Consider the following 23305-nt stretch of genomic DNA (forward strand, 5'->3'; position numbering starts at 1 on the left):
AGAAACTTAACAAAATATCGGGGCCAGCCTATCCCGATACGCCATCGATCTCCGCGGCGGAGATGACGTCTGCCGGGACTTTCGGCGGTTCCCCCCAATCCATCCGCAGCGCGTCGCGAAGCCCGTGATAGGCCGGCAGGCCGACCCGTTCGACCAGCTTCAGCTCAAGATAATGGAGGATTTTCGACGCCGCGCGCCGCGTCTCGTTCGCTTCGTCGGCAAAGCGCACGATGCGCGCCCGCCGGTCGTCGGGATCCGGAACGATCTCGACGATTCCCCGCGCTTCGAGTTCGCCGAGCATCAGGCTGATCGCCTGGCGCGTCACGCCCAGATTGCGGGCGATCCGCGTCGCGCGGTGCTCGCCGGCCGAAATATTGGCGATCAGCATCGACTGCGCGCGCGTCACATTCGGGATACCGGCTTCCTTGAGCGCCGCCTGAAGCGCTTCGTCGAACCAATAGAGCGCGCTCAACAGGTTCATCATCAGATAGGGGCTGTGCATCGGGACGCCTTCAAAGGGATATCGGACAGGGGGCATAATATGCCCGCCCCCGTTTCGGCAACCGCATGTGCGGCCGGCGCCCCGGCGCGGTCAGTAGAGATCGTCCTTATAATCCTTTGCCAGGCTGTTTTCCAGGAAGCCGGGGACCGATACCGCGGCCGCCGACGCGCGCGCCGCCAGCGCCGCATTCGGGCGCACTCGATCTCCGTTCGCGCTTTATAAATTATTTGCAAATGACTCGCAATAACATCATAGATCCTCTCGATCGCGAAAATCAGGAGGACGATGTGTACGATCTTGTCGACCGGCCCGTCGAGCGGCTGAGCAACAGCGGGCGGTTCCTGTTGTGGGCGATACGCGGCTGGACACAGGCGGCCGAGCGGCGCGACTGTCCGCCGCGGGCGCTGCACCGCGGGTTCGCCCTGATGGGGGCACATGGAGTGCTGCCCGATTTCCACATCGCGATGGCGCTGCTCAACCGCGACGCGCTGGCCCCGATGACCTTCGCCCCGATCGCCGGCTCGCGGATCGTCGAGGACGAAGCGGTGCTGCTCGCGCTGTGGGGCGATGCGGCGCGCTGGCGGCCCGAACGGGCGCAGGACATGCTCACACTGCTCGTCGGCCGCGGCGCGGTGGTGCCGCTCGCGACCGCCATCGGCAATGCGACCCGCGGCTTCGCAGGCGTCGGCCTCGACCTCGGCGACCTCGCGCCTCTCTCACTCATCCATCAGGAAAGATCCCGTCCATGAGCGACCGTATCGCTGCCGCCGCCAGGCTGGCCCCCTCCGCCTCGTTGACCGTCGAGCAAGTGCTGCGCGTCCACCATTGGAACGACCATCTGTTCAGTTTCTCGATCAGCCGCCCGCCCGCCTTCCGCTTCCGGTCGGGCGAGTTCGTGATGATCGGCCTGCCCGGCGAGGGGCGGCCGCTGCTGCGCGCCTATTCGATCGCCAGCCCCGCCTATGCCGACGAACTGGAGTTCCTGTCGATCAAGGTTCCCGACGGGCCGCTGACGTCGCGCCTGCAAAAGGTCCGGCCGGGCGACGCTCTCTATCTTGGCCGCAAGCCGACGGGGACGCTCGTCGCCGACGCGCTGCGCCCCGGCAAACGCCTGTTCCTGCTGTCGACGGGGACCGGCCTGGCGCCCTTTCTCAGCATCGCGCGCGACCCCGACATCTACGACCGCTTCGGCCAGGTCGCGCTGGTCCATTGCGTGCGGCAGATCGGCGACCTCGCCTTTCGCGACGCGCTCGAAAGCCAGCTGGCGGGCGACCCGCTGGTTCAGGATCAGGCGCTGCTCCAGTTCCATTATCTGCCGACGGTGACGCGCGAGCCGTTTCGCACCACCGGGCGCATCGACGCGCATGTCGACAGCGGCCGGCTGTTCGGCCACCCGCTTACCGGACCTGCGGCGTTCGACCCCGCTACCGACCGGATCATGCTGTGCGGCAGCATGGCGATGATCAAGGGGTTCCAGGGCCGGCTCGAAGCCCTCGGCTTCGCCGAAGGCTCGAACGCCGCGCCCGGCGACTTCGTGATCGAGCGCGCCTTCGTCGGTTAGAGTCTGATTCAGCTTCGCTGAATCGCGCGGCACCGGCCCGCTCCCCCACCCGGCCTCCCTGACGATAGCAGGCTATGGGAGGCCGGGTGGGGGAGCGGGCCGGTGCCGCCTCCACGTTAGTGGATCAAACTCTAGCGCAGCGGCAGTTCGGTCGTCGACTTGATCTCCGACAGAGCGACGGTCGAATTGATCTCCTGCACCCCCGGCAGCTTGCTCAACTGCTCGAAAAAGAAGCTTTCATAGGCGTCGATGTCCTTCGCGACGATGCGCAGCATGAAATCCATCGAGCCCATCAGCACATAGGCGTCGAGCACCTCGGGAAAGGAGCGGATCGCCGCGCTGAATTCGTCGAGGTTGGCGCGCCCGTGGGCGTTGAGCTTCACCTGTGCGAAGACATGCGCGTTGAGCCCCACCTTGCGGCGGTCGACCACCGCCACGCGCTTGCGGATATATCCCTCGCGCTGCAACCGGTCGATACGGCGCCAGCACGGCGACGGCGACAGGCCGACGCGCTCGGCGATCTCGGCCGTGGTCAGGCTTGCATCGCCCTGCAACTCGCGGAGGATCTTCACTTCAAACGGATCGAGACCGGTCATTCTGACCTCTTACACGCATTTTTTGGGAATGAATATCCTCAAAACTGCGCGATATGTGCGAAGTTAGAGAAAGTTTCTCCTCTCCTCCGGTGCAACAATGCCCGTCACTATCCAGAGGAGAAAATCATGGTTGCCCGCCCCACCCGCCTGACCCCGCCGGTCGAATGTATCCGGCTGTTCGACGCCGATGCCGGGCTGGACGGGTTCATCGCGATCCACTCGACCGCGCTCGGCCCGGGTGCAGGCGGGTGCCGCTTCTGGAGCTATGCCGATGCCGACCATGCGCTCGCCGACGCGCTGAGGCTGGCCGAAGGCATGAGTTACAAGAACGCCCTCGCCGGCCTGCCCTTCGGCGGTGCGAAGGCGGTGTTGCGCAAGCCGGCCGGCGGGTTCGATCGCACCGCGCTGTTCCGGGCGTTCGGCCGCGCGGTTGAATCGCTCGGCGGGCTGTACGTCACCGCCGAAGACGTCGGCACCTCGGTCGCCGACATGCAGGATGTCGCGAGCACGACCCGCCACGTCGCCGGCTTGCCGCCCGCAAACGGCCGCGCCGGCGGCGACCCGTCGCCGTGGACCGCAAAAGGCGTGTTCGAATCGATGCGCGCCGCCGCGCGCCACGCGCTGGGCAGCGATCTCGACGGCCTGACCGTGGCGGTGCAGGGAACGGGCAATGTCGGCGCGGACCTCTGCCGCCGCCTCGCCGAGGCGGGAGCGAACCTCGTGATCGCGGACCCGAATCCCGCGCGCCGCGACCGGCTTGCCCATATCCACGGCGCGCAAATTGTCGACGTCGATGCGATCGCCGCGGTCGATGCCGACATTTTCGCGCCCTGCGCCCTGGGCGGCGCGCTGACCGCCGAAACGGTCCGCACGATGAAGGCGCGGCTGGTATGCGGCGCCGCGAACAACCAGCTTGCGAGCGCCGAGGTCGCCGACCTGCTGCTTGCGCGCGGCATCGCCTATGCTCCCGATTATGTCGTCAATGCCGGCGGCATCATCAACGTATCGGCCGAATATCTGGGCGAGGACGAACGAGGGGTCGACGCGCGCGTCAGCGCCATCGCTCCCCGCGTTGCCGCCTTGCTCGACCGCTCGGCGCGCGAGGGCCGTTCGCCGGCGGTCGTCGCCGACGAAATGGCCGAAGAAGCCATCGCGACCGGCCAGCGGGCGGCCGCCTGACATGCACCTGTTTCGCATCGATGCGCTCGCCGATCCCCAGTCGCTCGCCCGCGTGGCAGGCTTTTTTGCCCAGCGGTCGATCATTCCTTCGGGAATGTCGGCGGCGCGCGACCAGGGCTGGATGCGGATCGAGATCAGCGTTGCGGGGCTCGCGTCGCATCAGGCGTCGGTGATCGCCGCCAAACTCGGAGAGGCGGTCGCCGTCGCAGCGGTCGAACTGGAGGAACGGATGGAATTGGCGGCCTGACCCCGACCGCTTACGTCCCCTGTGCCGCCAGAACGCGCAGGATGTTGCCGCTCCACATCTTTTCGAGGTCGGCGTCGGAATATCCGGCTTCCTTCAGCCGCTCGGTGACCTTGGGCAGCGCCGAGATATCCTCGATGCCTTTCAGGCCGCCACCGCCGTCCCAGTCGGCGCCGAAGCAGATATGGTCGACGCCGCCGATCTCGATCGCGCGCAGCACCATCTTCATATAATCCTCGAAGTCGGCCGCCCACATCTGCTCCGTCTTGTCGAGTTCACGCCACTGGCGCACCAGATCGGCCTGCGCTTCGGGGCTCAGATCGCCGATATGCTCATATTCGCCGAACAGCTTTGCCCGTTCGGGCGACAGGTTCATCTCGGACATATAGATGGTCGAGATGCACATCGCCCCGCCCTTTTCGGCGAGCTTTTTCAAGCGGCCCTCGTCCAGGTTGCGCGGGTGGTCGTGTGCCGAGCGCAGGCTCGAGTGCGACAGCAGGATCGGATATTTCGACAGTGCGAGCAGCTGGTCGAACGTCGCATCGGACGAGTGGCTAGCGTCGATGACGATACCGAGCCGGTTCATCTCGGCCACCCATTTCTTGCCCAGCGGGCTGAGCCCGTTCCATTTCGGCTTGTCGGTCGCACTGTCGGCGAACTGGTTGTTGAGTCCGTGGACCGGCCCCGCAAGCCGCACCCCCTTGTCGTAAAACTCCTTGAGGAGCGACAGGTCCTCGCCCAGCGGATAGCTGTTTTCCATCGACTTGAAGGCGATCAGCTTGCCTTCCTTGTTGAGTCGCCGCGCGTCGTCGGCAGTACGCGCGGCGCCGATGACATCGCTGTTGTCGGCGATCATCTTGTCGATCTCGTCCGACCGCTTGCGGGCGTGCGCGAGCGCGTCGGCATAGCCCTTTGCGGTCAGCGGCCCCTGGTCGGTGTATATCGCAAAGAAGCCGCCATCGAGATTGCCGTCCTTCATGCGCGGAATGTCGAGCTGCGACAGGTCGGTCGCCAGTTCGTGCCGGTCGGCGAAGCTCCAGCCGGCGCGCGAGAAGTTCATCGGCGAATCGAGATGCGTGTCGAGCGTCAGCAACCGGCTGTGCAGCGGCTCGGCCTGTGCCGGCGCCTTGTCGTTCGCGCCCGAGCAAGAGGCGAGCGCCGTTGCGGCGAGCAGGAATGCGAGCGTCTTCATTTCTTGTCCTCCACGGGTTTCAGGTCGAGGTCCTGATAGTCCCAGCTGAAATCGGCAATCTTGCTGACCGGCTTCATCGTCACCCCGGTGACCTTGCCGTCGGCGTCGAGCGCGAAGGTTACATAGGCGGGTTCGATCGCCGGATCGTCGAAATCGGTGACAAAGCTGTCATATTGCCAATGCTTGAGCCGTCCGGCCATGCGCGGCGTCGAGGTGAAGTCGATCGTCAGCCCCTTCGTCCCCTGTGCGATCACCACGTCGCCGTACCACGGATCGCGATAGCGTCCCGCATAGCCGGCGAGCTTCAGCGACGGCCCGACCTTTGCCGGCGAAGCCTTCGCCTGTTTCAGGAATTCCACGCCGCCCGCGAGCCGCGCCTGGTACCAATCCTCCCACTTGGTCGTCCAATCGAAGTCGGGCTGATCAAGATAATGGTCGAGCAGGTCGTATGTCAGGCCGAGCAGCATGCCGCTGTCTTCGCTGTTCATCATGATCGCAAAGCCGACATTCCTGTCGGGGATCATCACGACGCGGGTGATCGACCCAAAAACGCCGCCGCCATGCTGGATGATGCGATGACCGCGATAGTCCTGCACCTGCCAGCCGAGCGCATAGGCCTGCTGCGTCGGCTGCGCGGGTTTCAGTGCCTCGGGCAATTCGGTGATCGGCATCGGCGTCACCGGGGTCCACATCTGCTTCGCCTGCTCTTCGCTGAACAGGCGCCCGCCGCCGGGCAGCGCGCCGTGCGCGAGCTGGATCTTGAGCCACGCCGCCATGTCGTCGGCGCTGAGCGCGAGCCCGCCTGCGGGCGCGCCGTTGCGACCGAGTTCGTCGCGTTCGTCGAGCACCTGCTGCGGCCCGACGCCGCGCAACGGCCCCGACAGGCGCGCGTGCGGCCATGAGCGGTCGGGGGTGCGGAAGCGGTCTTCGCTGTCGCTCGTCGCATATTGCATCCCGCCGGGGCGCAACACGCGCTCGCGGATGAAATCCTCCCAGCGCTGGCCGGTCACCTCTTCGATCAGCTGCCCCGCGACCGAATAGAGGATGTTGTCATAGGCATAGGCCGACCGGAAACTCGTCTTGGGCTTCAGGAACGCGACGCGTTCGACGGTCTGCTTGCGCGTCAGATAGGTGCGCGGCACGAACATCAGGTCGCCTTGGCCAAGCCCCAGGCCGCTGTGGTGGACGAGGAGGTCACGAATGGTGATCTCGCGCGTCACCCACGGGTCGTACATGCGAAACCACGGCATATGCTTGATCACCGGATCGTCCCACGCGATCTTGCCTTCGTCGACGAGCACCGCGAGCGCGGCGGCGGTCATCGCCTTGCCGGTCGACCCGGTCTGGAACAGCGTCTGTGCATCGACCGGCGCGGGCTCGCCGAGCTTGCGGACGCCCCAGCCGCGCGAGAGCGTTGTCTGGCCGTCCTCGACGATCGCGATCGACACGCCGACCGCGCCGATCTTCTGGCGCAGCGCCTCGACGCTTTCGCCGATGTCCGACGGCGGTTCGGCCCAGGCGGGGGATGACACCGCAAGGAACAGCGATGCGGCGAGCACGCGAGCGGATTTCATGGGCGGACCTCCTGTGGTGCGGATGCGCGCCCCTTGACGAGGCGCCAGGTGCCGATGCCGAGGAGCGGCACGACGAAAGTGGCAAGGAAGAGCCAGGCGAGGAAGCGGTAACCGCTGGCGATCAGCTCGACCAGACCGACACGCGCGGCGACGAACATGCAACCGGCGAGGATCGCGGCGCCGATCAGCGCACGAGCCCCCGGTCCCGGCGCTGCGCGCCCGCGTGCCTCCATCGCCCCCGCGATCCTTTCGTTGATCGCATGGATCGCGCCGACGCCGCTTTCGAGGAGCGCCGTAAAAATCATCAGCTGGAAGACGATGTGAAATCCCGGGACCGCCATTTGGCGCAACAGGAAATCGGATGGCAGGGTCTCGTCGCCGATCGCCGGATAAAAGGCCATCATCGCGACGAAAAAGAGGATCGCGGGCAGCATAGTCAGCGGCCCCGCGATCACGCCGGCGATGACCGCGTCGCGCTGGCTGGTCAGGTGGCGCAGGATCGGCAGGATCACGACCGCACCGACGATGTTATAGCTGGCGTAGGTGATGCCGCCTGCCATCCAGCCCGCCGCTGGCGGCGGCGCATTGGCGAAGCCCTGTTCGATCAGGCCGCCGAAGCTGGTCAGCGCAAAGACGATGAACATCGCGTATATCGCGTAGATCAGCATCGAGGCATATTGGAACAGTCGCTCGACCGCCGCGGTGCCGAAGGCGGTGGTGACGAGGATCGCGACCGCGAGCAGGATCGAGCCGGCGAGTTCGGGCCAGCCGAAGGTCGCGGCGCCGATGGCGCCGGCGGCGGCACCGAAGACCGCAAGGATCAGGATCACGAAGATCAGGTAGGCGGCCTCGAACACTCCCCAGAATGGGCCAAGCAAGCCTTTGAAAAAGCTGCGATAGTCATAAGCACCCATCGCGCGCGCCAGGGTGAAGGTCAGCGCCGCGACGACGCTCCAGATCAGCGTGGCGAGCAGCATGCCCGCAAGACCGCCCCACGGCCCCGACGGCACGAAATATTCGGCCAGCTCGCGACCCGTCGCATAGCCGCCCCCGATGATGACGGCCTTGAGAGCGAAACCCGGCAGCAGGAAGCGCTGGAACCAGCTTCCCCCGCCGACGGCTTCGCCGGCGCTCATGCGAGGCAGCTGTCGACGAGCGCCGCGAAGGCGTCGCCGCCGCGGATCGGGTCGGCGACGGGCAGCCCCAGCCGCCGCGCCTCGGCCCCCATCAGCGCTTCGGCCTCGCCCGCCCCCAGGCTGGAGGTGTTGAGGCTGACGCCGCCGCAGCGGATCGCCGGGTTGGTCCGGCCGCCGAGCCGTATCGTCAGGTCGATCACCTCTTCGACCGACGGCAGGGCGAAGTCCTCGAGCCCCAGGATCACCTTGCGCGACGGGTCGTGGCAGACGACGAAGACGTCCGGCTGGCTGCCGTGGAGCAGCCCCATCGATACCGCGGCGTAAGCAGGATTGAAGATCGATCCCTGTCCCTCGATCACATCCCAATGGTCGGGCGCGGCGTCGGGGCTGAGCACCTCTGCCGCCCCCGCCTCGAAATCGGAGATCACCGCGTCCATCGGGATGCCGCCGCCGGCGATCATGATCCCCGTCTGGCCCGTCGCGCGGAAATCGGCGGCAAGACCGCGCTCGACAAAGGCGCGGTGCAGCGCCAGCGCGGTGTATTTCTTGCCAAGCGCGCAATCGGTGCCGACGGTGAGCAACCGCTTGCCGCTGCGCTTGCGCCCGGTCCCGATCGGCAGACCCGCTGGCGGGGTGCGGACGTCGATCAACCGCCGCCCCGTCCGCCGCGCCGCATCGGCGAGCGCGGGAACGCTCGCAAGGCGGACGTGGAGCCCGCTGACGATATCGAGCCCCGCCTCCATCGCTTCGATCAGCGCCGCGACCCAGCTGTCGCCGATCACCCCGCCCTGGTTGGCGACGCCGATCACGACCGACCGCGCGCCGGCGGCGTGCGCCTCTGCCGCGGACAGCCTGGGCAGCCCGGTCGTGACGGTGCAGCCGGGCACCGCCATTTCGCCGACGCAGCGATCGGCCGCCCAATCGGCGAGCCCGAAGGCCGTCTTGGCGAAACTCGGCTCGGTGGTGTCGCCGAGAAAGAGCAGATAGGGCTGCGGCAGCGTCATCGCGTCGGCGAGCCTGCCGATGGGGGCATTCATATCATTCACTCCAGACGCCTTCAGAAGGCCATGTCGAGCGCCACGCCGACCGTACGCGGTTGCAGCGGCGAGATGGCGAGGAAACTCGGCTGGTTGAGCCCGTCGGCCATGGTCGTGCGCGCCAGCTCGCCCTTGTTGTCGAGCAGGTTGCGCGCATAGGCACGCAGCGTCCAATGGTCGTCGAAGGTCACAGACGCATTGAGATCGACCGACGTGTACGGCCGGGCGCGCGCGACGAGCGGGTCGCTCTCTACGAGCGACAGGCGGCTGCTGGCGTGGCGGACGCCGGCTCCGAAACTGCCCTTGTTGCCGCCGCCGAGTTCGAACTCGTAATCGGCACGGAGCGCGCCGCTGAACGTCGGCACGGCGGGCAGGCGGTCGCCCTTGACCCCGCTGATCTCCGGCACGTCCTCGCTGAGCGAAGCGTCGGTATAGCTGCCCGTCGCGGTAAGGGTGAACCCCGGCGCAGGCCGCAGCGCGACCGTGCCTTCGAAGCCCTTGCTCGTCGCCTTGCCGCCATTCGCCCCGCCCGACACGCCGCCGAAGGCCCGCGTGACCTGGATATCGGTCCAGTCCATCCAGAAGGCGGCGACATCGAGCGACAGAAAGCCGTCCGCCACATCGCCCTTGAAGCCGATTTCGTAATTGGTCATGCGGTCGGCATCGACGCTGGGCGGAACATTGGGGACGATGACGTTCGGGCCACCGGGGCGATAGCCGGTCGCAACGCGGCCATAGAGCATCGCATCCTCGTTGAGGTGGATCTGCGGGCTGACCGAAAAGGTCCACACGCTTTCCGCCGACGTGCCGGGGTCGTTGGCCGAGGGCACAATCGCGCCCTCGCTGATCTGGCGAAAGGTCTGTTCGTTGCGCGCCCAGCGCAGGCCCGCCGTGATTTCGAACATGTCGCTGAACTTGAAGCTGCCGTTGCCGAAGACCGCATATTCCTTGTAGGTCGCCGGCAGGCCGACGATCGCCAGCGGATCAAGCGGCGCGATCACGTTCCCATCCATGTCGTACGAGCGGACGAGCTGGGCGTTGCTGGTCGTTTCGTCGGTGAAAAAGCCGCCGACCAGCCATTCGAAACGCCCCTCGCCCGAAGAGGCGAGCCGCACTTCCTGCGTCCATTTCTTGAGCCCGAGGTCGAGCGAGAAGGGGGTGACGCCCGGATCGATCGCCCCGTCGGTCAACAGCGGGAACAACACGCCGAACGCATAGCTCGCATCCTGAACCTGCGCGCCCTTCGTCTTGCTGTATGTCGTGGCCGAAGTCAGCGTCGCGGGGCCGAAATCATAATCGATCGTCGCCGAATAATAATCGAGGCTGAAATCATAGGATTCGGGCACATAATTGTTGAACGACCGTCCGTCGCCAAGACGGTTGCCGTCGAGGTCGGCGGCATAGAGTCCGTTGCCGTCCGAATTGAGCGATTGCCAGATTCCCGCGAGCTTGACGCTGAGCTGGGGCGTCGGCTGCCACAGCAATGCGACGCGACCGCCGCGCTGTTCATAGCTGTTCTGGTCGTCGAGATCGGCATTGTTGACGCTGTCGACCCAGCCCGGCGTGCTGCGCCAGGAAAAGCTGCCGCTGACCGCGAGCTGGTCGGTCACGATCGGCACGTTGACGAAAGTCTGCGCGCCCCAGCCGAGGCCATCGCCATCCTTGATCGAAAACCCTTCGGCTCCGGCGCGCACGCGAAATTCGCGCGTGTCGGGCTGAACCGTGACATATTTGACGAGGCCCCCGATCGAGCTGGCGCCATAGAGCGTGCCCTGCGGGCCCTTCAGCACCTCGATCCGTTCGATGTCATAGGGCATCAGGTCGATCGTGAACTGCCCGGCGCGGTTGTAGATCGCGCTGGACCCCACCGGGGCATCGTCGAGATAGATGCCGACGGTCTGGCTGCCGTTGAGCGGCGCGACGCCGCGCAGCGTGATGGTCGTCTGGCCGGGCGTGCCGGTATTGCTGGCCTGCATTCCCGGCACATAGCCGGCATAGTCGACGAGCGAGGAAGACCCCTGTTCCTGAATGTCTTCGCCACCGACGACGGCGATCGAGATCGGCACGTCCTGGACGTTCTGGACCCGCTTTTGCGCGGTGACGACGATTTCGCCTTCGCGTTCCCCGACGGTGGATTCCTGCGCCTGCGCCGGGACAGCCGCGATCATCGCACCCAGGCTGGCGGCAAGCCAATAGCGTTTACATATCATGTTCAATCCCCCTTGCGGGACCGACGGGGATCCCCCGGTCGATCGTAAACTCCCAATGCGAGTGGCAACCCGCCGACGCCGCGTCGCTGCGCCGGTCGGGGCGGCCGCCGGCCTTCCCCTTCAACTAAATTTCATATTTACGACTATTGTCCTAATTGGAGAATTGTCAATCCATTCAGGACAAGAAATTCGCTATCCCCAAATATTCTCCGGACAATGGATCATTCCGTCCCGATAGGCGACGCCAGGATCGCGATCGCGCGCGAGAAACGTCGGGCCGTCGAGGTCGACGATGTCGCAAAGCTGGCCGACGAGATAGGAGGGCGCCATCGACAGGCTGGTGCCCATCATGTTGCCGACCATGACATCCAGGCCCAGCCGCCGCGCCTGCTCGGCAATCGCGAGTCCCTCGGTGAGCCCCCCGCACTTATCCAGCTTGATATTGACGACGTCGAACCGTCCGACGAGCGAGGGCGTGTCGACCAGCGACAGCGCGCTTTCGTCGGCGACGAAGGGCAACGGCCGCTTGATCCCGTCGAGATCGGCCTCGCGACCGCGCGGCAACGGCTGTTCGAGCTGCGCGATGCCATATTCGACGAGCACGGGCAGCAAGGAAGCAAGCGTTTTGCGGTTATAGCCCTGGTTGGCATCGACCCCGATCCAGGCACGCGGACGCGCGGCCCGGATCGCGCCGAGGCGCGCGATATCGTCGTCGAGATCGCCGGTCAGCTTGACCTTGACCGGCGCCTGAGGGTCGATCGCCAACGCCGCCTTCGCCATCGCGAGGGGCGTGTCCGCCCCCAGCGTCAGCGTCGACCGAAGCGCCCGCGGCATGTCGAGCCCCGCAAGGTCCCACACCGGACGGCCGGCCCGTTTCGCCTCGAGCTCCCAAAAGGCGCAGTCGAGCGCATTGCGCGCGCCGCCGGGCGGCAGCAGCGTCTGCAGATCCTGGCGCGTCGCGCCGGCCTCGATCGCCGCGCGCGCGCCCTGCGCCTGTTCGAGCATATGGTCGATATCGTCGCCGAGGTAATAGACCCCGGCGCCCTCCCCGCGCCCGCTCTGTTCGCCGTCCGAAAGCTCGGCGACGAGCAGCGCGGTTTCGGTGAAAACATGCCCCGAAATGCGGAAGGGCTGGTGGTAGGGAAAGCGCTCGACCCGAAGGTCGAGCGCGAGATGCGGTCTGGTTTGCGTTTCCATCAATATACCATCGAAAAGCCATAGAGGTTGAAGGTCAGCGTCACCCACACGAGGACGAGCGCCGCGAACAGCAGCAGCAGCGCGCCGACGATCATCGTCCAGCGACGCTTGCCCGAGACGCAGAGCCAAAGATGCCACGCCGCGGTCGCGAGCAGGCCAAAGGCGGCGATCGGGGTCAGGATGCGCAGCACCGTGATCAGACCGTCGAGCGGGCCTCCGACGCTGCCGATGTCGCCCGCGAAGGTCGCGATCAGCATCGCCCAGCCGGCAACCGCCGCGAGCACCAGCCACGCGAAGATGCGCGACAGGCGCCAGACGCGCCGCGCGCTGCCGTCGAGCGCAAAGGCGGCGCCGAAGTGGCGGCGGACCAGCGCCCGGACGGGCCAGGCCAGCGCCGCGAGCAGGACGAGGCCCAGCGCCACCAGCAGCGCGGGCATCAGCCACGCGGTGTTGACCCCCGCCGACGCGGGCTCGAACACCATGAAGGGCGATCCCGCGTCCAGGCTGACGCGGGTGACGCGCCCGTCCTTCACCGTGGCGGCGAGCCGTTCGCCGGTACCGAGATCGTACCAGACGAAGGGTTCGACCTCGACCCAGTCGCGCGCGCCGGCGCCCAGGCCGTCGAGTGCGGGCATCGCGATCTTGCCGTCCGCGGTTACGACGATCTGCGCCTGGCCAAGCAGGCCGAACAGGCTCATAAAGTTGGTGAACGAGCCGCGGCTCGACACATAATGGCCCGCCATCATCGCGGCGTGCTGGCGCGCGGTCTTGTCATCGACGCGCTGGGCGGGAACCCCGTCGCCGGGCAGGTAGCGATCGGCGAAGCCGTGGAACAGCGCGCTGCGGATCGCGCCCGCCGCGCCATCCTTGCCGACGCTGTTCACCGACACGAACAGCCCGATGTCGGCGTCGGGAAACAGCCACAGATAGGAATGGAACCATTCGGTGTCGCCGCCATGCGCGATCGCGCGGTGGCCGTTGACCCATTGTTCGTAGAAGCCGAGCGCCATCGTGTTCAGCGGCCCGACGCCGGGCGCATGGAAATCGTGCATCATGCGCGCGGTTTCGGGCTTGAGCAGGACCCCGCCGTCCGCCAGGTGCGCCATCATGAATTTGCCCATCGCATCGCCCGACGCGGACAGGCTGCCCGCCGGAGCGGGAATGACCAGTTCAAAGGGTTTCGCCTTTTCGGTAACGGTCGAATAGCCGTTGGACATGTACGGCACCAGCGCCTTGGGGAGCGGCTGGCGGAAGGTCGCATATTTCATCCCGAGCGGGGTGAAGATGTGCCGATCGATATAGGCGTCGAACTCCTCGCCGCTGACGCGCTGGACGACATAGCCGGCGAGCGCGGTGGCATAGTTGGAATAGGCCGGTGTGCTGCCGGGGGCGAAAACACGCGCGGGAAGCGCCTTTTTCACATAGTCCTGCAACGGCATCACCGCCTTCGGATCGCTGCTGATCAGGTAGCGGATCGATTCCTCGAAGCCCGGCGTGTGCGTCATGATGTTGCGCATCGTGATCGGCTTGCCCGCGAAGGGCGGAATCTTGAAATCGAGATAGGTGTTCACGTCGGCGTCGAGATCGATCTTGCCCGCCTCGACCTGCTGCATCACCGCGGTCCAGGTAAACAGCTTCGATACCGACCCCGGCCGGAACAGCGTCGTCGCCGGATCGACCGGCTTGCGCGAGGCGACGTCGGAAAAGCCATAGCCCTTTTCGAGGACGACCTTGTCGCCCTGCACGACGACGACGACCGCGCCGGCGACCCGGCCGCGGTTCAGCGCATAGGGCATGAAGCCGTCCAGCCATGCCTCCACGTCCGTCCCGTCGAGCGTCGCGGGCTTCGACGGCGCCGCCGACGCGGGCAGAGCCGCCGTCTTGTCGGGCTTCGACGGCGCCTGCGGCACAGGCCCCTGTGCCGAGGCCAGCGGCAAGGCGGCGAAGGCCGCGAGGCCCACCATCAGCTTGCGAAGAAAACGCATCACCTTATCCCCCATGTCGGGACCCGTCCGCCAGACCTTGCGGCGAGCGGCGCGACCCCTTACCAAGGACCAATGGTTATTGGCCCGATGGGGACATAATGATCCTGATTGGAAAATTGTCAAACATGGAATGGAAATTTTAATGGGGGAGCCATCGAAGCCGCCGACGCTCGGCGCGGTAATGCGCGGGATTCGAAGCCGTAACGACTGGACCCTCAAGGAAATGAGCGAGCAGTCGGGCATTCCCGTATCGACGCTGTCGAAGGTCGAGCACGACCGGCTGACGCTCAGCTACGACAAGCTCCAGCAGCTCAGCCAGCGACTCAAGATCCGCATGTCGGACCTGTTCGCCGAAGACGAGGAAGGTAGCGCCCCGCGCGTTACCGGGCGCCGCAGCCTGGGCACGATCGAGTCGGCGGCGCGGGTGACGACCGACAATTACGACTATCATTATCTGTGCACCGACCTGCGCCAGAAGCGCATGATCCCGATCCTGACCCGCATCCGCGCCCACAGCGCGCGCGAATTCGGGGACCTCGTGCGCCATCAGGGCGAGGAGTTCATCTATGTCCTCGAAGGCCGGATAGAGGTGCACAGCGAATTTTACGACCCGGTCACGCTCGACCCGGGACAGGGCATCTACATCGATTCGTCGATGGGACACGCCTATGTCGTCGCCGAAGGCTGCGACGAAGCGCTGGTACTCGGCGTATGCTCGAGCGCCGACGACGGGTTGATGGATTCGCTGATGAGCCTGCACGGCTGACGGCTTCAGCCTGCGCGTCCCTCGCCCTCGCCGCCATCCCCGCCGACGCAACGCATCGCGAACGCCCAGAACAGCGCCATTTCGTCATATTCGCTTTTCAGGTCGGCGCTGCCCTGGTGGCCGCTGTCCATGTCGATGCGCAATATCGCCGGATTGCCGCTCGTCGACCGGTGACGCACCTCGGCGACGAATTTCGCGGGCTCCCAATAGGAGACGCGGTCGTCCTTTAGTCCCGCGGTGCAAAGCAAGGGCGGATAGGGTGCCGCGCGGACATTCTCATAGGGCGAGATGGACGCGATATAGTCATAGGCCTTCGGGTCGGCGAGCGGGTCGCCCCAGTCGGGGCGGAACAGCGGCACCAGCGGGTGCGACGCGTCGCTCATCGTGTTGAGCATGTCGACGAAGGGCACCTTTGCGACCACCCCGCCCCACAGCGTCGGCGCAAGGTTCAGGCTCGCCCCCACGAGCAGCCCGCCCGCCGAAAGGCCGAAGGCGACGACGCGGCGCTTCGCGGTATAGCCCGCGGCGCACAGATGCTCGGCGCAGGCCACGAAGTCGGTGAAGCTGTTGCGCTTGTGGAACTTGCGCCCGTCTAGGAACCAGCGGCGCCCCTTTTCGGAGCCCCCGCGCACATGCGCGATCGCGTAGCGCCATCCGCGATCGACGAGGGTGAGCGCAGGAATCGAAAAGACCGGGTCGCTTGGCACGCCATAGGCGCCATAGCCATATTGCAGCAGCGGCAGCGACCCGTCCCTGGGCGCTCCGCGGCGCGACAGGATCGTGACCGGAACGGTCTCGCCGTCGGGCGCGCGCGCAAAAATCCGTTCGACGTCATAGGCATCGGGATCGAAGTTCGCGATCTTTTCTTCCTGGACGACAGTCTGTTCGCCGCTGGCCAGATCGACCGCGATCCAGCGCGGCGGCGATTTGGGAGACTGGTGGATGATGAGCACCGACGACGCATCATAGCTTTGTTCGGGCAATAGTTCGATCGCATAGGCGGGATCGTCGAAGGCGATCGCGCGCTCGGTCCCGTCGCGCGACCGCAGAACGAGCCGGTGCAGACCCTCGGCCCGTTCGAGGCGGACGAGCGCCGTCGCAAAGGGATGGATCGAGAGGATCGGTTCCCCCGGCCGATGCGGAACGAGCGTTTCGCGCGTTGCGAAGCTCTGCGGATCGAGCCGCAAGATCTTCATGTCGAACGCGTCGCCCGAATCGGTGAGCGCGAGCAGCGCGCCGTCCCATTCGTCGATTTCATAGCGCACGCCCGTGCGGCGCGGCCAGACGGTCCGCGGCTCGGCGATTTCGTCGCCGGCGGGAATCAGTCGAACTTCGGCGGTATCGGGCCCCGACAGCGTCAGCGCGACGAAGCCGTCGGCGGCGGTGCGCCGGACCGCCATGAAGATCGCGGGATCCTTTTCCTCATAGACCAGCGCGGTGATCTTGCCGTCGACCGACGTCCGGTACAGGCGCGTCGGCCGGTTGTTCGCGTCGCGCCAGATCCAGAACAGCCAGCGCGACGACGGCGAAAAGGCCATAGCATCGTACCCATAGCCGTCCTTCGGAACCAGGATGCGCACCTCGCCGCTGGCATTGTCGCGGATCATGATGCGGTGGCGATCGTTGCCGATCACGTCCTCGGCCCAGGCGAACCAGCGCTGGTCGGGGCTCGGTTGATGCCCGGTGGTGCGATAATCGGCCTCCCCCTCGGCCCGCGCATTTTCGTCGAGCAGAACCTCGGCCGCGCCGCCCGCGCGGCGGCGGCTGTACACCGGATGGGTCGTCCCCGCGGGGATTGCCGACGAATAGGCCCAGTCCCCACGTTCGATCGGGGGACTGGCGACCGCACCCGCAGTGCGCGCGAGCATCGCGTCGACGAGGCGCTCGCGCGTCGCCGCCAGCGGCGCCAGCATCGCCTGCGCATAGGCATTTTCGTCGGCGAGCAGCTTCGCGACCGCGGGCGGCAGATTGGTGCGCGTGCGCTCGCCATCCTCGGGCTTGAAGCGCATCCAGCTATAGACGTCGTCGCGCGTGCGCCCGAGCTGTTCGACGACATGCGAGACGCGCGCGGGCTGCGGCGGGGGAACCGCGGGCCAGACGCCGCCCGTGGTCACCGCCCCCTCGATCGCCCACGCCGCGCGGTTCGCCGCCAGCAGCGAGACCAACGCCGCGCCGCCCAGAAACTGCCGCCGCGTGCCGTTCCGCAATTCCGCCATCGCCATCCCTTTGCCGTTCGAGCCCAATCGCCGCCCAGCTTATGCCCGCCACGCCGCCTTACTGCGCCGATCAGGCCGCCCAATCCATCGTTCGGGCAATTTGGAGGGGCGGCGACGCGCCGATCGCCGCACGAGCGTGGCCCGATATTGCGGCATTCTGGCCCGACCTTCGCCGTCACAATAGTGGAACATGATAGCGTGCCTCTTGGAATTTAATACCAAAAGGGAGGCAAAAATGTCCTATTCGATTATGAAGCGGGTCGTGGTTTGCGGCATTTCCGTGCTTGCCCTGGGGCAGGCCACGGCGGCGGCCCAGGAAACGGCAACCGACGACAATGACATCGTCGTCACCGCCACCAAGCGCGAACAGTCGGTGCGCGACGTCAGCGGGTCGGTCTCGGCGGTCAGCGAGGCGACGTTGCAAAAGCTCAACGCCCAGAGCCTGTCCGACTATATCACCCGCGTTCCGGGCGTGGTGTTCAACGATTATCAGCCGGGCGTCTCCGAAGTCGTCATCCGCGGCGTCGCGTCGAGCACCTATCACGAGGCGAACCAGGCGACGACCGGCTATTACCTCAACCAGATCCCGTTGATCGAACCGGGCTTCCCGTTGGTCATCCCCGACGTCGACAGCTTCGACGTCAGCCGGGTCGAAGTGCTGCGCGGGCCGCAGGGCACGCTCTTTGGCTCGTCGTCGCTCGGCGGCGCGATCAACTATGTCGTCAACGAGGCCGACCCGACGAAATTCGACGCCGGCTTCGAAGGCAACGTCTCGACCACCAAACATGCCGACGGCGACCTGGGCTATGCGGTCAAGGGAATGATCAACGCGCCGATCGTCAAGGACAAGCTGGCGGTGCGCCTGGTCGGCCTGCAGCGCGTCGACGCGGGCTATCTCGACAACACGCTGCTCGGCGAAAAGGGCAGCAACGATTTGCGGGTTCGCGGCCTGCGCGGCTCGATCGTCTTCACCCCGACCGAAACCACCCGCATTTCGGCGCTCAGCATGTATCAGGAATATGATCTGGACGATCAGACCTATGTGCTGTTCGGCCCGCCCAAGACCTTTGACCGCGCGACCAACGTGGCCGAGTTCCAGGACACGAGCTTCATGCTGCACAGCCTGAAACTCGAACAGGATCTGGGCTTCGCGACGCTGACCGCGGTCGGCAGCTACACCGAAAAGAAGGCCAATCTGGCGTTCGACAATTCGATTTTCGGCGGCAACGATCCGCGCACGGATACGCCCGAGCTGGCGAGCAGCGATGGCAAGTCGAAGACCAACTATTACGAACTTCGCCTCGCCTCGCCCGACGGCGGGCGCTTCCGCTGGCTGATCGGCGCCAATTACACGAAGCTGCGCTCGGCAAACACCGACGGCACCTATATCGAGGGGATCGGCGATTACATCGACGCCAACCCCGACGAGTTCGACGGCCAGCCGGCCAGCGAGCTGGCCCCGGGCGACCTCGCGACGCGCGCCATCAGCAGCAACCGCGTGACCGAAAAGGCGATCTTCGGCGAAGCCTCGTTCGATTTCACCGACACGCTGACGCTTACGCTGGGCGGGCGCCTGTTCGAATATAGATCGAGCCCGCGGCTGCAATATCTGCCCAACGCCAACCTGATCGCCCCGTTCGACTTCGCGCCGGGCACGGACAAGGATTCGGATTTCATTCCAAAGGCCTCGCTGACCTATAAGCCGTCGGACGATTTCATGGTCTACGCCCTCTATTCGGAAGGCTTCCGCATCGGCGGGATCAATGTCTATTCGGCCGCGGTGCCGGGCCTGCCGCTGACGTTCGGCAGCGACACGACCAAGAATTACGAAGTCGGAACCCGCTTTGACCTGATCGACCGCACGCTCAGTGTCGACCTGACCGCCTATCATATCGACTGGAACAATATTCAGGCGCGCCTGTTCACCCCGGTCGATTTCAACGCCTATACGGTGAACGGCGGCGGCGCCAACATCGACGGGGTCGAGTTGAGCCTGACCCTGCGCCCGACGCGCAACCTGACCTTTGCATCGAATGTCTCCTACAACGATGCGCGCCTCGCCGAATTGCTTCCCGACAGCTTCGCGCCCGGCGGCGGCTATGCAAAGGGCACGCAGCTTCCCGGCGCGTCGGACTGGACGATCTCGAACACGATCGACCTGTCCTTCCCCGACGCGCCGATGCGGCCGCGCTTCGGGATCGCGCATCGCTACCTGTCGGCGGCGCCGGTCGATTTCGCGGGGTCGCTGGAAAAGGGTGACTTCCACCTGGTCGATCTCAACGCGTCGGTCACCGTTGCCGATCGCGTCGAGCTGGGACTGTTCGCCAAGAATCTGTTCAATCAATATGGCATTCTGAACGCCCCCTTCGCCTTTGCAGGTTCGGTGGCCCGGCCCCGCACGATCGGCGCGACGGTGCGTTTCAGCCTGAATTGAGGAGATGGAGCGTCCCGCCGGCCCGGCGGGACGCTCCTTCCGGGCGTCACCGGCTTCGACCGATCGCGGACTTATTCAGCATCGTCATCCCGGCGAAGGCCGGGATCTCACCCTGACGGTTTTGCGCACCGACGAGATCCCGGCCTGCGCCGGGGCCACCCCAAAAGCCGGCGTTACCCCTCGAACCCCGAGAGGAACGCCGCGACATTGCCGCCGAGGTCGCCGACGGCGTAGCCGCCCTCCATCAGGATGAGCACCGGGATGCCGAGCCCGCGCAGACGGCCTGCGATCGCGCGATAATCGTCGCGTTCGAGCCGGAAAAATGAAATCGGGTCGCTGCTGTGCGTGTCCGCCCCGAACGACAGGACCAGACACCGCGCGCCCCAATCGGCGATCGCCGCTAGCGCCCGGTCGAGCGCCGGGGCATAGGCTGCACCGTCGGTGCCGCGCGGCAGCGGGATATTGAGCGTCGTCCCCTCGCCCGCCCCCTCGCCGCGCTCGTCGGCATGCCCCCAGTAAAATGGATAGTCGGTCGCCGGATCGGCGTGGATCGATGCGAAGAACACCCCGGCGTCGGCGTAGAAGATATCCTGCGTCCCGTTGCCGTGATGATAGTCGATGTCGAGGACCGCGACCGGGCCGAGCCCGCGCGCCTGCGCCGCACGCGCGGCGATCGCGGCATTGTTGAGGTAGCAATAGCCGCCCATATAGTCGCGTCCGGCGTGATGCCCGGGCGGCCGGCACAGCGCAAAGGCCGACGCCTCGCCGGTTCCCGCGAGATGATCGAGCGCCGAAAGCGCGGTTTGCGCCGACCAATAGGCCCCCTCCCACGTCCCCTCGGCGATCGGCGTCGCGGCATCGAAGCTGTAGGCACCCAGATCGGCGTCGACCCGGCCGAAAGACAAGGGACGGCGGCGCACGACGGGAAAAGTATAGCCGATCGCATCGCCGTCGCGTCCCGCCGCGCGCCATTCGTTATGCGCGCGCTGAAGGAAGGCTAGATAGCCGGCGTCATGGACCGCTGCGATCGGCGCCATGCCGAAATCGCGGACGGCCTCCCAGCCGCTCAGTGCCGCCAGGATCGCCCGCGGTCGCTCGGCATTTTCGGCATAGGCGGTCCATTCGCCATTATGCAGTTCGCGGACCGGCGCATGCGCGAGTTGGCGATCGTCGAAGAAACGCCTCACGCGCCCACCCGTTCGCCGATCCAGGCCGCCTGATCGTCGAGGGCCTGGCGCGCAAGCGGCGCGATCGACATCGCTTCCAGGAAGCTGTGGGTGGCGCCTTCATAGGTGACCGCACGCACCGGCACGCCGGCGTCGGCAAGCCGGGCGGCAAAGGCGTGGTTGCAGTCGGCGAGGATGTCGCATTCGGCAATCGCGAGAAAGGCCGGTGGCAGGCCTGCAAGATCGGCGCGCAGCGGCGCGACGAGCGGGTCGCCGAGTTGCGCGGGATCGCCGACATAATCGGTCCAGAATGCGTCCATCTCGTCCACCTCGAGCGAATAGGGAGGGCCGTCGAAGCGGGCATAGCTTGGCAGGTGGTCGGGTGCAAAGGCGCCATAGTTTAGGAGCATGCCCTGGGGCAGCGGCAGCCCCCGCGCGCGGCGGGAGAGGCATGTGGCGACCGACAGGTTCGCGCCCGCCGAATCGCCGCCGATCACGATGCGCGACGCATCGAGCCGCAGCACCTCCGCTTGCGCCGCGATCCAGTCGAGCGCCGCCGAGCAATCCTCGAGCGCGGCGGGAAATTTCGCCTCGGGCGACAGGCGATAGTCGATGCCGACCACGGCAACGCCGGCGCGCGCGGCATATTCGCGCATCAGCCGGTCGTGCGTATCGACGCTGAACAGAACCCAGCCGCCGCCGTGGATATAGAAGAGGACGGGCAGAACCGCATCGGCGACCGGGCGGTGGAGCCGCAGCCGGATGCCACCCATGTCGAAGTCGCGGCTTTCGGCCATGTCCGGGCCGCCCTCGCGCCACGGCCGGCGCACCGCCTCGGCGATCGCGCGCCGTCCCGCAGCGCCGCTTCCCGCCGGCAGGGGATTCGCCGCATAGGCCGCAGCGACAGCCTCGACAAAGCGACGAATGTCAGGATCGACCATAACGTCCTTCACGGCATCCAAGCCCTTCGACATATGGCATTTTCCTTCCCCGTTATCGTTGCCCCACGGATAGCGGCTGCCGGCACCGTTCTATCGCGCATTCGGGCCAATCACCACGTCGCGAAGGCCATTGGCAACAGCTTCGCTGGCCAGCGCGTGTCGCGGCCTGTATCATCGCATCATCTGGTTATTGTCGGGAACGGGCCGTGAAGCACAGCATCGACGTCCTCGTCACCAATCGTCCGGTGATCGCGCTGCAGGATGAATATCCCGCGGGCTTCGTCGATCCTATGCACAGTCACGATCACATCCAGATCCTCTATGCCTCGACCGGGGTGATGTCGGTGCGCACCCCCGAAACCAGCTTCGTCATTCCGCCCCAGCGCGCGGTGTGGCTGCCCGCGGGCATGAAGCACGAAGTGGCGTGCCGCGGCCCGGTGTCGCTGCGCACGCTCTACCTGCCGACCGGACCGGCCGATACGGCAAAGGAGTGCCGGGTTTTCGAAGTCTCCAACCTGCTGAAATCGCTGATCCTCGAAGTCGTCGACTTTCCGCCGCTATACGATGTCGACGGGCGCGAGGGGCGGATCATCGCGCTGTTGCTCGAAGAGATCGAGCGTATGCCGAACGCGCCCTACCAGGTGTCGATGCCAAGCGATCCGCGGCTGCTGCGCGTCTGTAACGCGATCCTCGCCGATCCCTCCGATCCGCGCGACATCGACGACTGGGCAAGCCTTGCCGCGATGGGGCGGCGCACCTTCACCCGCAGCTTCAAACAGGAAACCGGTATGGGGCTGGCCGTCTGGCGGCAACAGGTGCGATTGATGGAGGCGCTGTCGCTGCTCGCCGCGGGCGCGTCGATCACGCAGGTGACGTACGAGGTCGGCTACGACAGCCCGAGCGGCTTCGCCGCGATGTTCCGCCGCGCTTTCGGCGTACCGCCCAGCCAGTATCTGCGCGCCTGACGCGCCACCCGCTGCAAAAGCCGATTGCGAAAACGCCGCATTTCTTTATGGGCGGGCGCTGCGGACGTCTTCGGGCGTTCGCAAGATCGCGCCGGTGCCCCGCAAGGGGCTTAATAGGGAATGCGGTGAGATGGCCCCCTGGGGGACCATCGATTCCGCGGCTGTCCCTGCAACTGTAAGCGGCGAGCGCGATGCACAGGTGCGGCCTTGCCGGACCAGCCACTGGGCGCAACGCCCGGGAAGGCGTGCATCGGGCGACGACCCGCGAGCCAGGAGACCTGCCGGCGTGGGTCGCTCAATGCCTGGGTCCAGGGACTGGCCGGGGCACGGAGGGTTTCCGTCGAGCGACGACCAGGCGGCCGGAGCCGCCTCGGCGCGGGAGGACGCCGGCGACAACGCCGGCC

The 23305-nt window shown here is 66.1% G+C and carries 19 protein-coding genes and 1 riboswitch; of the genes, 7 read left to right on the forward strand and 12 right to left on the reverse strand.

Annotated features, from left to right (window positions below):
• Positions 1-28: 28 nt before the first annotated feature.
• Positions 29-502, reverse strand: coding sequence for a MarR family winged helix-turn-helix transcriptional regulator (locus AC58D2_RS03080; protein WP_497387220.1), 474 nt, complete (start codon positions 500-502; stop codon positions 29-31).
• Between the two features lie 233 nt (positions 503-735).
• Here AC58D2_RS03080 and AC58D2_RS03085 point away from each other — a divergent pair, with 233 nt between their 5' ends.
• Together AC58D2_RS03085 and AC58D2_RS03090 are read left to right on the forward strand one after the other, a co-directional pair.
• Entirely contained in the window at positions 736-1251 is a 516-nt protein-coding gene (locus tag AC58D2_RS03085) for a hypothetical protein (protein WP_497387222.1), read from the forward strand.
• Positions 1248-2063, forward strand: a complete 816-nt coding sequence (locus AC58D2_RS03090; protein WP_497387224.1) for a ferredoxin--NADP reductase — start codon at positions 1248-1250, stop codon at positions 2061-2063. Before AC58D2_RS03085 ends, AC58D2_RS03090 begins: the two co-directional genes overlap by 4 nt.
• A gap of 131 nt (positions 2064-2194) precedes the next feature.
• Here AC58D2_RS03090 and AC58D2_RS03095 read toward each other — a convergent pair whose 3' ends face one another.
• Complete coding sequence (locus AC58D2_RS03095; RefSeq protein WP_497387226.1) at positions 2195-2659, reverse strand: Lrp/AsnC family transcriptional regulator; 465 nt, start codon at positions 2657-2659, stop codon at positions 2195-2197.
• Between the two features lie 126 nt (positions 2660-2785).
• Here AC58D2_RS03095 and AC58D2_RS03100 point away from each other — a divergent pair, with 126 nt between their 5' ends.
• Together AC58D2_RS03100 and AC58D2_RS03105 are read left to right on the forward strand one after the other, a co-directional pair.
• Complete coding sequence (locus AC58D2_RS03100) at positions 2786-3838, forward strand: Leu/Phe/Val dehydrogenase (RefSeq protein ID WP_497387228.1); 1053 nt, start codon at positions 2786-2788, stop codon at positions 3836-3838.
• A gap of 1 nt (position 3839) precedes the next feature.
• Complete coding sequence (locus AC58D2_RS03105; protein WP_497387230.1) at positions 3840-4085, forward strand: ACT-like domain-containing protein; 246 nt, start codon at positions 3840-3842, stop codon at positions 4083-4085.
• 10 nt (positions 4086-4095) lie between these two features.
• Here the strand turns inward: AC58D2_RS03105 and AC58D2_RS03110 are convergent, their stop codons facing one another.
• The 7 genes from AC58D2_RS03110 to AC58D2_RS03140 all read right to left on the reverse strand — a co-directional run bounded on the left by AC58D2_RS03110 (position 4096) and on the right by AC58D2_RS03140 (position 14413).
• Positions 4096-5274 (reverse strand): dipeptidase, encoded by a 1179-nt coding sequence (locus AC58D2_RS03110; RefSeq protein WP_497387232.1) that lies wholly within the window; start codon positions 5272-5274, stop codon positions 4096-4098.
• Entirely contained in the window at positions 5271-6848 is a 1578-nt protein-coding gene (locus tag AC58D2_RS03115) for a serine hydrolase (protein ID WP_497387234.1), read from the reverse strand. The genes AC58D2_RS03110 and AC58D2_RS03115 overlap by 4 nt, the downstream gene beginning before the upstream one ends.
• Positions 6845-7984: a YkvI family membrane protein gene (locus AC58D2_RS03120; protein ID WP_497387236.1), complete on the reverse strand. Its 1140-nt coding sequence runs from the start codon at positions 7982-7984 to the stop codon at positions 6845-6847. The genes AC58D2_RS03115 and AC58D2_RS03120 overlap by 4 nt, the downstream gene beginning before the upstream one ends.
• Positions 7981-9021: an N-acetyltransferase DgcN family protein gene (locus AC58D2_RS03125; RefSeq protein ID WP_497387238.1), complete on the reverse strand. Its 1041-nt coding sequence runs from the start codon at positions 9019-9021 to the stop codon at positions 7981-7983. The genes AC58D2_RS03120 and AC58D2_RS03125 overlap by 4 nt, the downstream gene beginning before the upstream one ends.
• A gap of 20 nt (positions 9022-9041) precedes the next feature.
• The gene (locus AC58D2_RS03130; protein WP_497387240.1) at positions 9042-11231 is read right to left on the reverse strand and encodes a TonB-dependent receptor; all 2190 of its coding nucleotides are present in this window, start codon (positions 11229-11231) and stop codon (positions 9042-9044) included.
• Positions 11232-11423: 192 nt separating this feature from the next.
• Positions 11424-12428 (reverse strand): dipeptide epimerase, encoded by a 1005-nt coding sequence (locus AC58D2_RS03135; protein ID WP_497387242.1) that lies wholly within the window; start codon positions 12426-12428, stop codon positions 11424-11426.
• Positions 12428-14413 carry a serine hydrolase domain-containing protein gene (locus AC58D2_RS03140; protein WP_497387244.1) on the reverse strand — a complete coding sequence of 662 codons (1986 nt, stop codon included), beginning with the start codon at positions 14411-14413 and terminating at the stop codon, positions 12428-12430. The genes AC58D2_RS03135 and AC58D2_RS03140 overlap by 1 nt, the downstream gene beginning before the upstream one ends.
• Positions 14414-14543: 130 nt before the next feature.
• Between AC58D2_RS03140 and AC58D2_RS03145 the strand changes: the two genes are divergently transcribed.
• Positions 14544-15179, forward strand: a complete 636-nt coding sequence (locus AC58D2_RS03145) for a helix-turn-helix domain-containing protein (protein ID WP_497387246.1) — start codon at positions 14544-14546, stop codon at positions 15177-15179.
• A gap of 5 nt (positions 15180-15184) precedes the next feature.
• On the opposite strand, the gene AC58D2_RS03150 is transcribed toward AC58D2_RS03145, so the two are convergent.
• Positions 15185-17395, reverse strand: a complete 2211-nt coding sequence (locus tag AC58D2_RS03150; RefSeq protein WP_497387248.1) for a S9 family peptidase — start codon at positions 17393-17395, stop codon at positions 15185-15187.
• 235 nt (positions 17396-17630) lie between these two features.
• On the opposite strand from AC58D2_RS03150, the gene AC58D2_RS03155 reads away from it, so the two are divergent.
• Complete coding sequence (locus tag AC58D2_RS03155; RefSeq protein WP_497387250.1) at positions 17631-19829, forward strand: TonB-dependent receptor; 2199 nt, start codon at positions 17631-17633, stop codon at positions 19827-19829.
• Between the two features lie 173 nt (positions 19830-20002).
• Here the strand turns inward: AC58D2_RS03155 and AC58D2_RS03160 are convergent, their stop codons facing one another.
• A complete protein-coding gene (locus AC58D2_RS03160; RefSeq protein WP_497387252.1) occupies positions 20003-21016 on the reverse strand; it encodes a histone deacetylase family protein in 1014 nt (337 codons plus the stop codon).
• Positions 21013-21969 (reverse strand): alpha/beta hydrolase, encoded by a 957-nt coding sequence (locus AC58D2_RS03165; RefSeq protein WP_497387254.1) that lies wholly within the window; start codon positions 21967-21969, stop codon positions 21013-21015. The genes AC58D2_RS03160 and AC58D2_RS03165 overlap by 4 nt, the downstream gene beginning before the upstream one ends.
• A 173-nt stretch (positions 21970-22142) precedes the next feature.
• Between AC58D2_RS03165 and AC58D2_RS03170 the strand changes: the two genes are divergently transcribed.
• Complete coding sequence (locus tag AC58D2_RS03170) at positions 22143-22901, forward strand: AraC family transcriptional regulator (RefSeq protein ID WP_497387256.1); 759 nt, start codon at positions 22143-22145, stop codon at positions 22899-22901.
• A gap of 76 nt (positions 22902-22977) precedes the next feature.
• Positions 22978-23201: riboswitch (cobalamin riboswitch) on the forward strand.
• The last annotated feature ends 104 nt before the right edge of the window (positions 23202-23305 follow it).

The sequence above is a fragment of the Sphingopyxis sp. CR5 genome (assembly GCF_059693785.1).

Coding starts and splice junctions, on each gene's coding strand:
- AC58D2_RS03080 (WP_497387220.1), bottom strand. CDS start 502: ATGCACAGCCCCTATCTGATGATGAACCTGTTGAGCGCGCTCTATTGG.
- AC58D2_RS03085 (WP_497387222.1), top strand. CDS start 736: ATGACTCGCAATAACATCATAGATCCTCTCGATCGCGAAAATCAGGAG.
- AC58D2_RS03090 (WP_497387224.1), top strand. CDS start 1,248: ATGAGCGACCGTATCGCTGCCGCCGCCAGGCTGGCCCCCTCCGCCTCG.
- AC58D2_RS03095 (WP_497387226.1), bottom strand. CDS start 2,659: ATGACCGGTCTCGATCCGTTTGAAGTGAAGATCCTCCGCGAGTTGCAG.
- AC58D2_RS03100 (WP_497387228.1), top strand. CDS start 2,786: ATGGTTGCCCGCCCCACCCGCCTGACCCCGCCGGTCGAATGTATCCGG.
- AC58D2_RS03105 (WP_497387230.1), top strand. CDS start 3,840: ATGCACCTGTTTCGCATCGATGCGCTCGCCGATCCCCAGTCGCTCGCC.
- AC58D2_RS03110 (WP_497387232.1), bottom strand. CDS start 5,274: ATGAAGACGCTCGCATTCCTGCTCGCCGCAACGGCGCTCGCCTCTTGC.
- AC58D2_RS03115 (WP_497387234.1), bottom strand. CDS start 6,848: ATGAAATCCGCTCGCGTGCTCGCCGCATCGCTGTTCCTTGCGGTGTCA.
- AC58D2_RS03120 (WP_497387236.1), bottom strand. CDS start 7,984: ATGAGCGCCGGCGAAGCCGTCGGCGGGGGAAGCTGGTTCCAGCGCTTC.
- AC58D2_RS03125 (WP_497387238.1), bottom strand. CDS start 9,021: ATGAATGCCCCCATCGGCAGGCTCGCCGACGCGATGACGCTGCCGCAG.
- AC58D2_RS03130 (WP_497387240.1), bottom strand. CDS start 11,231: ATGATATGTAAACGCTATTGGCTTGCCGCCAGCCTGGGTGCGATGATC.
- AC58D2_RS03135 (WP_497387242.1), bottom strand. CDS start 12,428: ATGGAAACGCAAACCAGACCGCATCTCGCGCTCGACCTTCGGGTCGAG.
- AC58D2_RS03140 (WP_497387244.1), bottom strand. CDS start 14,413: ATGCGTTTTCTTCGCAAGCTGATGGTGGGCCTCGCGGCCTTCGCCGCC.
- AC58D2_RS03145 (WP_497387246.1), top strand. CDS start 14,544: ATGGAAATTTTAATGGGGGAGCCATCGAAGCCGCCGACGCTCGGCGCG.
- AC58D2_RS03150 (WP_497387248.1), bottom strand. CDS start 17,395: ATGGCGGAATTGCGGAACGGCACGCGGCGGCAGTTTCTGGGCGGCGCG.
- AC58D2_RS03155 (WP_497387250.1), top strand. CDS start 17,631: ATGTCCTATTCGATTATGAAGCGGGTCGTGGTTTGCGGCATTTCCGTG.
- AC58D2_RS03165 (WP_497387254.1), bottom strand. CDS start 21,969: ATGTCGAAGGGCTTGGATGCCGTGAAGGACGTTATGGTCGATCCTGAC.